At 70.9% G+C, this 13568-nt stretch carries 10 protein-coding genes; all 10 read left to right on the top strand.

Annotation, left to right across the window (positions count from 1 at the left end; all coding sequences use genetic code 11):
• Positions 1-129: 129 nt before the first annotated feature.
• On the top strand, positions 130-1569 hold the full coding sequence (locus tag V6R91_RS25310; RefSeq protein WP_271060034.1) for an APC family permease: 1440 nt from the start codon (positions 130-132) through the stop codon (positions 1567-1569).
• 38 nt (positions 1570-1607) lie between these two features.
• On the top strand, positions 1608-3077 hold the full coding sequence (locus V6R91_RS25315; protein WP_336397536.1) for an aldehyde dehydrogenase family protein: 1470 nt from the start codon (positions 1608-1610) through the stop codon (positions 3075-3077).
• Between the two features lie 29 nt (positions 3078-3106).
• Positions 3107-3586: an Lrp/AsnC family transcriptional regulator gene (locus V6R91_RS25320; protein WP_067246110.1), complete on the top strand. Its 480-nt coding sequence runs from the start codon at positions 3107-3109 to the stop codon at positions 3584-3586.
• A gap of 17 nt (positions 3587-3603) precedes the next feature.
• Positions 3604-4476: a carbohydrate kinase family protein gene (locus V6R91_RS25325; protein ID WP_336397537.1), complete on the top strand. Its 873-nt coding sequence runs from the start codon at positions 3604-3606 to the stop codon at positions 4474-4476.
• Positions 4477-4692: 216 nt separating this feature from the next.
• Positions 4693-5676, top strand: coding sequence for a LacI family DNA-binding transcriptional regulator (locus V6R91_RS25330; protein WP_336397538.1), 984 nt, complete (start codon positions 4693-4695; stop codon positions 5674-5676).
• A 34-nt stretch (positions 5677-5710) separates the two neighbouring features.
• A complete protein-coding gene (locus V6R91_RS25335) occupies positions 5711-7090 on the top strand; it encodes an ABC transporter substrate-binding protein (RefSeq protein WP_336397539.1) in 1380 nt (459 codons plus the stop codon).
• The gene (locus V6R91_RS25340) at positions 7087-8034 is read left to right on the top strand and encodes a carbohydrate ABC transporter permease (protein ID WP_336397540.1); all 948 of its coding nucleotides are present in this window, start codon (positions 7087-7089) and stop codon (positions 8032-8034) included. The genes V6R91_RS25335 and V6R91_RS25340 overlap by 4 nt, the downstream gene beginning before the upstream one ends.
• A complete protein-coding gene (locus V6R91_RS25345; protein ID WP_336397541.1) occupies positions 8034-8903 on the top strand; it encodes a carbohydrate ABC transporter permease in 870 nt (289 codons plus the stop codon). The genes V6R91_RS25340 and V6R91_RS25345 overlap by 1 nt, the downstream gene beginning before the upstream one ends.
• Before the next feature lie 79 nt (positions 8904-8982).
• Positions 8983-11325: a hypothetical protein gene (locus V6R91_RS25350; protein ID WP_336397542.1), complete on the top strand. Its 2343-nt coding sequence runs from the start codon at positions 8983-8985 to the stop codon at positions 11323-11325.
• Between the two features lie 31 nt (positions 11326-11356).
• Complete coding sequence (locus V6R91_RS25355; RefSeq protein WP_336397543.1) at positions 11357-13567, top strand: FAD-dependent oxidoreductase; 2211 nt, start codon at positions 11357-11359, stop codon at positions 13565-13567.
• Position 13568: the final 1 nt, after the last annotated feature.

Here is a 13568-nt window from a genome sequence, read left to right on the forward strand (position 1 = left end):
TCTAGATCAACACTTGCCAATTTCGCAAAGAGTAGCCAGGATGTTTGTCATGCAGGCGAAGCCGCCTGCGTCTGGGTGGAGACACGGCAGATCCGGCTCCGCATCCGTCATGGGACCAATGGAGGAAACATGAGCAGCACCGCCGACGCCGCTGTGGCACCGGGCGAGCAGGAGAAGCTGCCGCGCAAGCTGCGGTGGTACGACGCCTTCGCGATGTCGATGACCATGCCGGCGGCCCTGATCGCCACGCTCGGCGCGTCGATCGCGGGCCTCGGCGGCTGGGGGGCCGCGTTCCTCTGGGCCGTCTCCATGGTGATCGCCTTCGCCGTGAACTGGATCTACATCGAGCTGTCCACCATGTTCCCCGAGTCCTCGGGCGGCATCGCCGGGTTCGCGGCCGAGGCCTGGAAGACCCGCGCGCCGTGGCTCGCCCCGGTCGCCGGCGTCGGGTATTGGCTGCCGTGGGGATCCAACCTCGCAACCTACGGAGCGCTGACCGGCCTGATCATCCAGTCGCAGTGGTTCCCCGATCAGACATGGCAGCTCGACCTCGGGCCGATCCACCTCAGCTTCCCGATCGTGATCGGCCTCGTCGTCATCTTCGTCCTCTACGCGATCAACGCCATCGGGGTGCGCGTCACGATGACCTTCGTGTACGTCACGGCGGCGATCCTCATGGTCCCGCTGTTCGTGTTCATCGTGCTGCCGCTGTTCAACAGCGGGTGGCACCCGATGGAGCTCAGCTGGAACCTCCAGGGCTGGGAGGGCGTGCACACCGCGCTCGTCTGGCTGTACGTGATGGCCTGGACCACCCTCGGCGTCGAGGTGTGCACCACGTTCGCCTCCGAGTACCGCGACCCGATCAAGGACACCGCGCGGGCCATCCGTGCGGCGGCGCTGTTCTGCCTCGGCGTGTTCTTCCTCGTCCCCATCACGCTCGGCGGGTTCGCGGGAGAGGCCGCCATCGCGGAGGACCCGGCCACCTTCTTCGTCGCGGCGTTCGCGAAGCTCGTCGGCTCGGAGGCCGCCGCGAACGTCATGGTGCTGTGCCTCATCGCCTCCCTCGTGCTCGTGATGCTGACCTCGGTCGCGGACTCGTCCCGCGTGCTGTTCAACATGGGGAAGGAAGGGGTGACGGTCCGCGCCGTCGGGCGCCTCGATCGCCGGGGGATCCCGATGCGGGCGCTCAACGTCATGCTCGTGCTCAACGTCGTCCTTCTCGTCGTCCTCCAGCAGCCGCTCGCGATCATCGTGACCGGGAACCTCGGCTACGTGCTCACGCACGTGCTCGCGGTCTCCGGATTCGCCCTGCTGCGCAAGGACCGCCCCGACGCGGTGCGCCCGATCCGCCTTCCTCGCTTCTTCGTGCCGGTGTCGGTGGTCCTCGCGATCCTGCTCGCGGTCATCCTCGTCGTCGGCGCGACGGGCTTCTCGATCACCGGATACGGCGGGATCCTGGAGCTGAGCATCGCGCTCGGGATCCTCGCGCTGGGCGTGGTGATCTGGGCGTTCGTCCGCGCCGCCGATCGCCGGCGAGCCGGCGCGGCCGTTCCCGATCCCGAACCCTGACCCCGGCCCACCCGAACCGCCCTCTGAAAGGAATCACCATGACCGCACAGATCACCGCCGCCGACGTCGAGGTCCCGCACACCCGCCTGTTCCTGGCCGGCGAGTACGTGGATGCCGCCTCGGGGGAGACGACCGACGTCACCAGCCCCGTCACCGGCGAGGTGATCGCCTCCGTGGCGGTGCCGGGCCGGGAGGACCTGGACCGCGCGGTCGCCGCCGCCCGTGCCGCGCAGGGCGCGTGGAGCCGGACCGGCGTCTGGCAGCGCGCCGCGATCATGCACCGCGTCGGCGACCTCATCTCCGAGCGCCGCGACCGACTCGCGCGCCTGCTGACCCTGGAGCAGGGCAAGCCCCTCAGCGAGGCGTACGGAGACATCGACGAGACCGCGCAGCTGTTCCACCTGCACGCCGAGGACGCGGTGCGCCTGCACGGCGAGACCCTGCCGGCGAATGACAGCGGGATCAGGATGTGGACGTTCTACCAGGCCGTGGGCACCTGGGCGATCGTGATCCCGTGGAACTTCCCGGTCCTCATGTTCGCGGAGTTCGTGGCCCCCGGCCTCGCGACCGGCAACGCCGTGGTCGTGAAGCCCCCGACACACACGGCCCTGTCGCTCCTGGCCGCGGTCGAGGTCCTGGAGGACGCGGGGGTCCCCGCGGGGCTGGTCAGCATCCTCCCCGGCGAGGGCGCGTTCGGCGCGGACCTCGTCAGCCACCCCGGCATCGACGCGATCGGGTTCATCGGGTCGTCCGCGACGGCGGAGAAGATCGTCGCGACCGCCGGGCTCAAGCGCTCAATCATCGAGGCCTCGGGCAACGGGCCGGTCATCGTGCTGGACGACGCCGACATCGACGCGGCCGCGCGGGCCGCCGTCCGCGGCGCGTACTTCAATGCGGGCCAGGTGTGCTGCGCCACCGGGCGCGTCCTCGTGCACAGCCGGGTCAGGGAGCAGTTCCTGGAGGCGGCGAAGGTCGCCGCGCGCGAGGCGGTCCTCGGCGACCCGTTCGATTCGGCGACGACCCTGGGCCCGATGAACAACGAGGCGACGGCGGCGAAGGTCGATCGGCACCTCGCGGAGGCGCGCGAGCGCGGGTTCGACATCGCGCTCGGCGGCGGGCGTGCCTCCGGCTACCCGACGGACCTGTACTACGACTTCACGATCGTGGACGGCGTGGCTCCGGACGCGCAGCTGAGCATCGCGGAGACCTTCGGCCCGGTCGTCCCGATCGTGTCCGCGGACTCCGACGACGAGCTGCTGCGGCTGGCGAACGAGGACGCGCTGGGACTGCAGGGCGCCGTCTTCACGCAGGACATCGCCCGGGCCTACCGCTTCGTGGAGGAGATCCGCACCGGTCAGGTCGTGGTGAACGAGAGCAACGGATTCTGGGACATCAACATGCCCTTCGGCGGCGCAGGGGGAACCCGGACCGGCTGGGGACGGATCGGCGGCAAGCACACGCTCATCGACATGAGCGACCTGCGCACCGGCGTGATCCGGCTGCGCTGATCCCCGGCCCCGCGCGATAGCCTCGACACGTGAACGAGATCGACGGACTGGATCACCTCGACCGCCGCATCATCGCCGCGCTGCAGGTGGACGGACGTAAGACCTTCTCCACCCTGGCGGAGGAGCTCGAGGTGCCCGCGTCCTCGATCCGCTACCGGCTCAAGCGCCTCGAGGACGACGGGGTGCTGCAGGTGGTCGGGATCGCGAACCCCCTGGCCATCGGCTTCGACCGGCTGGCGATGATCGGGGTCAGTGTCCGGCCGGGCACGGCGAGGGCGGTCTGCACCGCCCTCGCCGCCCTGCCGGAGACGAGCTACGTCGTGCTCACGAGCGGTCGCTTCGATGTGCTCGTCGAGGTGATCTGCCGCGACGTCGCGCACATCGTCGACGTCCTGGAGAACAAGATCGGCGCGTTGGACGAGGTGGTCGCGACGGAGTCGTTCTTCGTGCTCGAGGTGCACAAGCTCGCCTACGGCTGGGGCGTGCCGGAGGTCTCCAGCGCGGACTGAGCGGGCAGAATGACGGTGTGCGCCCCGTCTTCGTCGCCGGTCCTGTCTCGTGGAACACCCTCGTCCTGCTGGACCGTCTGCCCGAACCGGTCCCGCACATGCAGTTCGCCGAGGCCGACTGGCAGAGCCTCGGCGGCACCAGCGCCGGGAAGGCGCTGAGCCTTCGCGCCCTGGGGCGGGAGGTGCATCTGCACACCGTCGTCGGCGCGGACGAGGCCGGTGCGCGCATCCGCGCCGCTCTCGCGCACGCCGGGATCACGGTGCGGGGCGGGGCGTCCGGCGCCTCCGAGCGGCACCTGAACCTCATGACCGCGGCGGGGGAGCGCGTCTCGCTGTACCTGTCGGCCGCTGCGGCGCTGGACGGTCCCGTGGATCCCGACGTCGTGGCGGCCATGGCCCGCTCGGCGGCCATCGTGATCGACCTGTCCGCAGAGGGGCTCCGTCTGCTCCCCGCGGCCCGCGAGGTCTCCGCCGACTCCGGGGTGCCGATCTGGGTGGACCTGCACGACTACGACGGCGAGGCGGCGTTCCACCGGCCGTTCCTGGAGGCGGCGGACGCGGTGCTGTGCAGTCGTGACCGGCTCCCGGACCCCGTGCTCTTCCTGCGCCGGTGCATCGCCGGCGGTGCGCGACTGGCGGTCTGCACGCGCGGCGCCGACGGCGCCATCGCCCTCGACGCCGACGGCGGGATCCATGAGGTCCCGGCGGCGCCGGCGGACGTCGTGGACACCAACGGCGCCGGGGACGCGTTCTTCGCCGGACTCCTCGACGCGGTCCTGGACGAGCGGGACCTCGACGCGGCGCTGCGGGCGGCGGCCGCCGCCGCGGTGCCCGTGCTCGGCTCGCGCCACCTGCACCCGCTGCTCGACGACCTCGTCCTCCGCCCCTAGCGGGCGACCCCGCGCCGGGTCCGCGTCCGGCCGCGGAATCGGGGACCCCTCGCACCGCGAGGCGGTGTCCTGCTGCGTGGAATGAAAACGTTGCGCAGTCCGGCCCTGACGACTATTCCATGACTCATGAGGGACATTGTCGGAAGTGCCATTGACATGAATGACAACGTTTGCAATGCTGGTCGTCACATCCGCTCACCGACGAGAGAGGGTCGCATGACCGTCACCATCCGCGAGGTCGCCGCCGAGGCGGGTCTGTCGATCTCCACGGTCTCCCGGGCGTTCTCGAACCCCGAGGTCGTGAACCTGTCGACACGGGAGCGGGTGCGGGTGATCGCCGAGCGGCTCGGCTACCAGCCGAACCAGGCGGCTCGGCTGCTGCGGGGCGGTCGTTCGGGATCGATCGGGCTCATCATCCCCGACATCACCAACCCGTTCTTCGCGCCGATCCTCAAGGCCATCCAGGTGCGGGCCCGCCGGCACGGGCAGACCGTGCTGGTCGCGGACGGCGACGAGCACCCCGACGCCGAGCTCGACGCGATCGAGGTCCTCCGGCCCCGGGTCGACGGGCTCGTGCTGTGGTCTCCGACCGTCGACGCGGACACGCTGGCGCAGATCCATGCCAAGACCCCCGTCGTCCTCATCAACCGCGAGCTGGAGGGCTTCCCGCAGGTGCACATCGACCTCGCCCCGGGGGTGGCGCAGGCGGGGGAGAGCCTGGTCGCGTACGGTCACCGACGGTGCGCGTTCGTGAACGCGCACGAGACGGACTCGCCGCGTGCCGCCTCCATCCGCGGGGCGCTGTCGGACGCCGGTCTGGACGTGGTCGAGTTCGGCCCGTACGAGGCGCGCTTCGAGACCGGCGTGCACGCGGCCCCGCTCGTGCTCTCCGCGGGCGCCACGGCCGTGGTGGCGCACAACGACCTCGTGGCGCTGGGACTGCTTCAGCAGTTCGCGGCGCTGGGCGTCTCCGTGCCCCGGGACGTGAGCGTCGTCGGCATCGACGACACCATTCTCGCGGCCACGGCCACCCCGGGCCTGGCGACCGTCCGGATCGACCCCGAGGCCGTCGCCGCCGCGGCCACCGACGCCCTGCTGGCCGAGCTCTCCGGAGACCCGGGCAGCGCGCGGGCCACATCGGCCCCGCACGTCGTGTCCACCCGCTTCATCCCTCGGGCGTCGAGCGGGCCCGCGGCCTGACGATCCCCACCGCATCCATTTCGAAGGAGAAATCGTGAGCAAGAAGATCCTGACCGGCGCCCTCGCCGCCGGGCTGGTCCTGGGCCTGACCGCCTGCGGCGCGAGCGCCCCCGCCGGCGACGCCGGGGGCGGTGACGAGAAGATCACCCTCAAGGTGCAGGGCATGCCGGCGGCGACCGATCAGGCGGGCGTGGCGCAGTTCGAGCAGATGATCGCCGACTTCGAGGAGAAGTATCCGAACATCACCGTCGAGGGATCCACGAACGTGTGGGATCCGATGACCTTCTCGGCCAAGCTCGCCGGGGGCGGCATCGAGGACGTCATCGAGGTGCCGCTCACCGAGCCGCAGGGCCTGATCGACCGCCGCCAGGTGACGCCCATCGACGAGGCGCTCGCCGACTGGGACCACGCCGACGAGCTGAACCCCCAGGCGCTCGCCCCGCTGAGCGACGACGAGGGCAACGTGTACGGGATCCCGCGCACGCTGTACGCGCAGGGGCTCGTGTACAACCGCGCGCTGTTCGAGGCGGCCGGGCTCGATCCGGACTCGCCGCCGCAGACCTGGGACGAGGTGCGCGCCGCTGCGAAGGCGATCCACGACAAGACCGGCAAGGTCGGGTTCCTCATCGAGTCGAAGGAGAACCAGGGCGGCTGGCAGCTCGCCATGATGAACTACGCGTTCGGCGGCGAGATGGAGAAGAAGGAGGGCGACGGGTACGCCCCCGCCTTCGACTCGGCGGAGACGACGAAGGCCCTGCAACTGCTGGCCGACATGCGCTGGACGGACCAGTCGATGGGCACCAGCCACCTGAACAACCAGAACGACGTCATCAAGGCGTTCGCCGCCGGCGAGGTCGGCATGTACATGGGCACCCCGGGCACCTACAAGATCGCGAAGGTCAACTTCGGCATGCCGAACCCCGACGACTTCGGGATCACCGCCATGCCGCAGGCGGGCGGCGACGCCACGCTGACCGGCGGTCAGGTCTTCATGGTGCCCGCGGGCGTGAAGGGGGCGAAGCTCGACGCGGCGGTGAAGTGGCTCGTCTTCGCCTATGCGCAGCCGGCCTACGACCCCGAGGTCGCCGCCGCGCAGGCCGAGGCGCTCGCCCAGGACCCGACCTCGGCCGTGGGCGTGCCGGCGATGCCGATGTTCGACGAGGCGCAGCAGGCGAAGATCGATGAGGCGATCGCGCCGTTCGTGAACGTCGAGCTCGCTCATTTCGCCCCGTACAAGGAGGGGACGCCGGCGCTGGAGCTCAAGGCGGAGCCCGCCGCGGCGGCGCAGGCCGTGTACGGCATCCTCGACACCGTGGTGCAGGCCGTCCTGTCCGACGAGAACACCGACATCGACGCTCTGCTCGCCAAGGCCGAGGGCGACGCCGCGCAGAAGATCGCCTCGGGGGCGAAGTGACCTTGACCCAGACCCGTCCGTCGCCGTCGGCCCCGGCGGCGGCGGACGGCACCCCTGAACCGCCTCCGCGCCCGCGGAGGGCGCTCACCCGGCAGGACCTCACGGGCTGGGTGTTCCTGATCCCGGCGCTGCTCATCTTCGGGCTCTTCTCCTGGTGGCCGATCATCCGGGGGCTGCTCGTCAGCTTCCAGGACACGAACCTCATCGACGAGCCGCTGTGGGTCGGGATGGAGAACTTCCAGCGCCTGTTCGCGGATCCGCTCCTGGGCACCGCGGTCCTCAACACCCTCCTGTTCGTGGGGCTCGCGGTCCTCATCGGCTTCCCCCTGCCGATCGTCCTGGCCGCGGTCATGTCGACCGTGCGCCGACGCGGCGGTGCCTACCGGTTCCTCGTGTATCTGCCGGTCGTCATCCCGCCGGTCGTGTCGGTGCTTCTGTGGAAGTGGTTCTACGAGCCGGACAGCGGGCTGTTCAACAACCTGCTGGCGCTGATCGGCGCCGGCCCCTTCCCGTGGCTCCAGTCGCCCTCGACCGCGATGCTGAGCCTCGTCATCGAGTCGACCTGGGCCGGCATGGGCGGAAGCGTCCTCATCTACCTCGCCGCCCTCGTCGGCATCCCCTCGGAGCTGTACGAGGCCGCCGAGCTCGACGGCGCCGGCATCTTCCGCCGCGTCTGGCACGTCACCCTGCCGCAGCTGCGCTTCGTGATCGGGCTGCTCCTGCTCATGCAGCTCATCAACACCCTCCAGGTCTTCACCGAGCCGTACGTGTTCACCGGCGGCGGCCCGCAGGACGCCACGGTGACCGTGCTGCTGCTCGTCTTCCGGTACGCCTTCGTGAACGGTGACTACGGCCAGGCCGCCGCGTTGTCCTTCCTCCTGGCGATCGCGCTCGGGATCCTGTCCGCCGTCTACCTGCGGGTCACGAGGAGGTGGAGTCGCTGATGTCGAGCTTCATCTCCGACCACGAGTACCGCACGGGGGCCTCCCGCATCGTCGTCCGCCTCGTGCACGCCGTGACCCTGCTCCTGCTCGTCCTCTTCGGGATCGGCCCGCTGTTCTGGATGCTCAAGGGCGCCCTGACCTCCCCGGCCGAGATGGCGGCGGACCCGCTCGCCCTCTGGCCGCAGGACCCGCGCTGGGAGAACTTCGGGATCGCCCTGGGCCAGCTCCAGGTCGGCTCCTACCTGATGAACACGCTGTGGGTCGTGATCGGCTCCTGGGCCGTCCAGCTCATCGTCGCCGTCACCGCGGGATATGCGCTGTCGGTGCTCCGCCCGCGCTTCGGCGGCGTCGTGTACGCAGCGATCCTCGCCACCATGTTCGTGCCGTACACGGTCTCCATGGTGAGTCTCTTCATGACGGTGGTCGACCTTCCGCTGCTGCACGTGAACCTCGCGAACACGTACTGGGCGATCTGGCTGCCCGCCGGGGCGAACGCCTTCAACGTGCTGCTGGCGAAGAACTTCTTCGACACGCTGCCGCGGGAGCTGTTCGAGGCGGCGCGCGTGGACGGGGCGAGCACGTGGACGATCCTGTGGCGGATCGCGATGCCGCTGAGCCGTCCGATCCTCGCCGTGGTGAGCCTGCTGGCCATCACCCACGCGTGGAAGGACTTCATCTGGCCGCTCGTGGTGCTCACCGAGCCCTCGCGTCAGCCGATCAGCGTCGCGTTGGTCAACCTCGCGCCGCAGGCGCCGCAGGACGTCCTCATCGCGACCATGCTCATGGCCCTGCTCCCGCCGGTGGTGCTGTTCCTGTTCTTCCAGAGGCAGATCGTCGCGGGCCTGGGCTTCACCGGCCTCAAGGGCTGACCCCCGAGCGAGCGCACACCCCTCTTCCGCACGACCCGCACGACCGACGACGCACGAACGACGAACGAAGGAGCAAGACATGGCAGAGCCGACGACGTCCCTGACCGTCTCCCGCCGCGCTGTCCTCACCGGCACCGCGATCGGGCTGGCCGGACTCATCGTCCCGATCTCGGCGCTGAACGCTTCGCCCGCCCGCGCCGCGGCCGCGTTCACGCTGACGGCCCCGGGGATCCGGGTGGAGGCCGCCGCGGACGGCACTCTGTCCTTCATGGAGGAGGGCGGCAGTGAGCGGATCCGGATCACCCACGTGATGGTGAAGGACTCCGCACTCGGCCAGCAGCGCACCTACGGGGCGACGGTCACCGAGATCACGCTCCCCGACGGGCGCCCGGGCCTGCGGCTCGCCTACCGCATGGCCGCCGCTGCCGCCGCGATCACCGTCGTCGGGACCGTCGACGTCACCGCACGCCGGGCGAACCTCCGGTGGGAGGTCACCGGCCCGGCGACGCTCCTGCCGAGCGGGTTCATGATCAACCGGACGCTGGTGGGCAACACCGACGACGAGCATTACACGCCCCTGAACCGCTGGACGCGCCCCGCGGCGGGGATCCCCTTCGAGGTCGCCGACGGCGGCGTGTACCAGGAGACGTTCGCCGCCACCCGCGCGTACCTCGGGCTGGAGCAGACGGACCCGCGGTACACGAGCGCCTCCTGGGTGCACGCTCCCGGGACTCTGGACGCCGCGGGCACCGCGGTGACGACCGCGTCGCTCGTGCTCGCGGACGTCCGACCCGGCGCCGCGCGGACGATCGCCGCCGCCCGTCCCACCGGCGTGGAGCTGTGGACCGATCGGCCCTTCAACATCTGGGACGACGGCGCGGCTCCGCTGACCGTGCACACCCAGGCGTGCAACGGGACGACCGCGGCGTCCTCCGTCGCGATCACGCTCACCGCCCGGGACTTCGAGGGGCGCACGCTCACCTCGACCACGCAGTCGTTCACCGTGGATCCGGGCGGCGTCGTCGATGCCGACTTCGCCGTGCCGCTGGCCTCGGGGATCGCCTTCGTGGAGGCGGTGGCCGAGTCGGCCCAGGGGAGCTCCTTCGCGCGGACGACCCTTGCCGTGCTGCCGCCGTTCACCTACCTCGCGGGCGCCGAGAGCGTGTTCGGCATCGCGAACTACCCGTGGCTGCACGTGCCCAGCGCGGCGGACCTCGTCGCCCTCATGCAGCGGATCGGCGTCCGCCGCGTCCGCATCGCCTACGAGCCGGGGAACGCGATGGGCTACACCGAGGGCATGGATCCCGCGGTGCTGGACGCGGCCGGGATCGATCACAACACGCAGCTCGGACGCATCCCGATCGACGGCACCCCGGCGGAGGGCCAGGCGTGGGCGGCGACCAACGTCGCGAGCGCCATCGCCTCCGGCGCCCAGTGGTTCGAGGTGGGCAACGAGGTCAACAGTCCCTGGATGCAGGGGCTCAAGGCCGCGGAGTACGTGGCTCAGGGGCTCCGGCCCGCCGTCGACGCGCTGACAGCCGCCGGATCAGACATGAAGGTGCTCAACGCCGGCACGGGTGGGATGGACGTGGTGTGGCTGCGCAACTTCATCGACGCCGGGGGATGGGACCTCATCGACGGTCTCGCGATCCACCCCGGACGCGGGAACTTCACGCCCGACTTCGCCCCGCCCGTGGAGGACTGGGACCCGGGTGCGAACGGGCTCTACTGGAACTTCCTCGGCTCCGTGCAGGAGGCCAAGCGCCTGATCGCGGAGCAGGGCGGCGGGAAGGAGCTGTGGCTGACCGAGGCGTACGCGTGCACGAAGCCCAACTCCTGGTGGCACGACACGCATCGGCACGCGGCGGAGAACGTCGTCCTGACGTTCGCGCTGGCGTTGTCCGAGGGGGTCAACGGCGTCAACTGGTACCAGCTGCACGACACGACCGTGCACCACCCGCAGGAAGCCGACCCCGCGAACCCCGAGTTCCACTACGGCCTGATGAACCGCGACACCTCGCCCAAGGCGTCGCTGCTGGCCTACGCGACGGCCGCGCGCCAGTTCGACCGCACGAGCTTCCTGCGCCGGCTGGAGTTCGCCGACGCGGACCTGCGCGGCCTGTCGTTCGCCGGCGAGGGCGGCGACCACCTGGCCGTCCTCTGGTCGCGGAAGGACGGGTACGTCCTCAACGCCGACCACGGGGCGGGATCGGACTACGCGTCCCCCGAGCCGTGGATCGACACGTGGCAGACGAAGACGCCGGTGCGGCTGGCCGCCACCGGGCAGGAGGTCCGCGTGATCGACGTGATCGGCCAGGAGCGGAGCATCCCGGTGGAGCAGGGGCACGTCACGCTCGTGCTCGACGGGGCGCCGCTGCTGGTGTGGGGTCTCGTCCGCGACTGCGACGCGACCGAGGACTGAGCCGACGGCGCAGGAGAGGACAGGAGACACGATGCAGGAGCGCACGAGCCGGACCGACCTCACGGTGATCGGCGGCGGCCTCGCGGGTGTGTGCGCCGCGGTCGCGGCGGCCCGGGAGGGGCGGACGGTGGCCCTGATCACCAACCGGCCGGTGCTGGGCGGGAACTCGTCGTCCGAGGTGCGGGTGTGGGTGGTCGGCGCCACGGCGCACGGCTACAACCACTTCGCACGGGAGGGCGGGATCATGGGCGAGCTCTTCGTGGAGAACCAGTATCGCAACCCCCAGGGCAACCCCTACCTGTGGGACGCGCTGATCCTGGAGACGGTGCGTGCCGAGCCGAACATCTCCCTGCACCTGAACACCGATGTGCGTCTCGTGACGGCGAGCGGGGAGCCGGACCATCGGCGCATCGACGCCGTCACGGGGTGGACGATGGGATCCGAGCTCCTCACCGAGTTCCGCAGCGACGTCTTCATCGACGCCACCGGCGACGGTCTCGTGGGGGCGCTCGCCGGCGCCGAGCACCGGATCGGCCGGGAGGCGCGGGCGGAGTACGGCGAGCCGTGGGCGCCGGGGACCGCCGACACGATCACGCTCGGGAGCACGCTCCTGTTCTACACGAAGGACGCCGGCGAACCCGTCCGCTTCATCCCGCCCGCCTTCGCCAAGGACATCACCACCACCCCGATCCCGGACAACCGCATCATCCGCGCCGGCGACGACGGATGCGCCTACTGGTGGATCGAGTTCGGCGGAGAGCTGGACACCGTGACCGAGAACGAGGCGATCCGGGACGAGCTGTGGTCGGTGATCTACGGCATCTGGGATCACATCAAGAACTCCGGCCGCTTCGACGCGGAGACCATGACGCTGGAGTGGGTCGGGTCGATCCCGGGCAAGCGCGAGTACCGGCGCTTCGTCGGCGACTACGTCCTGACGCAGAACGACATCGTCGGTCAGCGGGACCAGCCGGACCAGGTGGCGTTCGGCGGCTGGTCCATCGACCTCCACCCGCCCGGCGGCATGTACGCGACCGAGGCCGGGGCCAAGCAGGCCTACGCCGACGGCATCTACCCGATCCCGTACCGCTCGCTGTACTCGCGCAACGTCGAGAACATGCTGATGGCCGGGCGCGACATCTCCGCCTCGCACGTGGCCTTCGGCTCGACGCGCGTCATGGCGACGTGCGCCACGATCGGGCAGGCGGCGGGGACCGCGGCGGCGCTCGCCGTCGAGCGGGGCGTCTCGCCGCGCGAGGTGCCCGCGCCGGCGCTCCAGCAGCGACTTCTCCGCGCGGACGGCTCGGTCTTCGGCCTCGCGGACGACGGCGAGGGCGACCTCGTCCGGGCGGGGCGGATCTCGGCGACGAGCCGGATCGAGCGCCTCCGCACGGGGCCGTCGATCCGCGTGCACGCCCTCGACGTCGACGCCGGCTTCGTCCTTCCCCCGACGGGATCCGAGGAACCGGTGCGGATCCGGCTCCGTGCGCCGGAGCCGACCACGTTGACCTACACGGTCCACTCCACGGGCCGCGGGCAGAACTACGTGCCCGTCGAGGCGCTCGCGACGCGGACGGCGGAGGTCCCCGCAGGGGAGGAGGCCGAGGTGTCCCTGGAGCTGGAGGGCGCGCCGCGGGACGCGAACGTGTTCGTGGTGCTGCACGCCCACCCGGGGCTCGGCGTCCACGTCGCCGCCGAGCGCGCGCCGGGGACGCTGTCGTTCACGTGGAAGGAGCTCGACCCCCGCCACGAGCGCCCGCAGCGGCTGCGCGAGTGGTCGGACCGTCCGTTCGGGCGGGGCGGGTTCTGCATCGACGCCCCGGCGGGAGACGTCTTCGCGCCCGAGCGTGTCGCCGACGGCCTTCTGCGGCCGTTCGCCGGACCCCACGCGTGGGCCGCCGACGCGGGCGACCCGGAGCCCGCGCTCACGATCGCATGGGAGGAGCCGGTCTCCCCGCGGCGCGTCGAGATCCTCTTCGACGACGACCCGAACGAGGACCTCATCAACCTCCATCACCACCGGACGCCCCAGGAGGTCATGCTCACGCTCGTGCGCGACTACCGCGTGGAGGCGCGGGTCGCGGACGGCTGGGTCGTCGTCGACGAGGTCGTCGACAACCGCCGCCGCCGGCGGATCCACGACCTCGGAGGACACGGTCCTGTCGCCGCCCTCCGCATCGTCGTGCGGGCCACCGCCGGCGACCCGCATGCCCGCATCGTCGCCGTCCGCGCCTTCGCGTGAG

It is taken from the genome of Microbacterium sp. CCNWLW41, assembly GCF_037083505.1.

Bases quoted from the DNA above. Each gene is read 5' to 3' on its own strand.
- V6R91_RS25310 (WP_271060034.1), top strand. From the start codon at position 130: ATGAGCAGCACCGCCGACGCCGCTGTGGCACCGGGCGAGCAGGAGAAG.
- V6R91_RS25315 (WP_336397536.1), top strand. From the start codon at position 1,608: ATGACCGCACAGATCACCGCCGCCGACGTCGAGGTCCCGCACACCCGC.
- V6R91_RS25330 (WP_336397538.1), top strand. From the start codon at position 4,693: ATGACCGTCACCATCCGCGAGGTCGCCGCCGAGGCGGGTCTGTCGATC.
- V6R91_RS25345 (WP_336397541.1), top strand. From the start codon at position 8,034: ATGTCGAGCTTCATCTCCGACCACGAGTACCGCACGGGGGCCTCCCGC.
- V6R91_RS25350 (WP_336397542.1), top strand. From the start codon at position 8,983: ATGGCAGAGCCGACGACGTCCCTGACCGTCTCCCGCCGCGCTGTCCTC.
- V6R91_RS25355 (WP_336397543.1), top strand. From the start codon at position 11,357: ATGCAGGAGCGCACGAGCCGGACCGACCTCACGGTGATCGGCGGCGGC.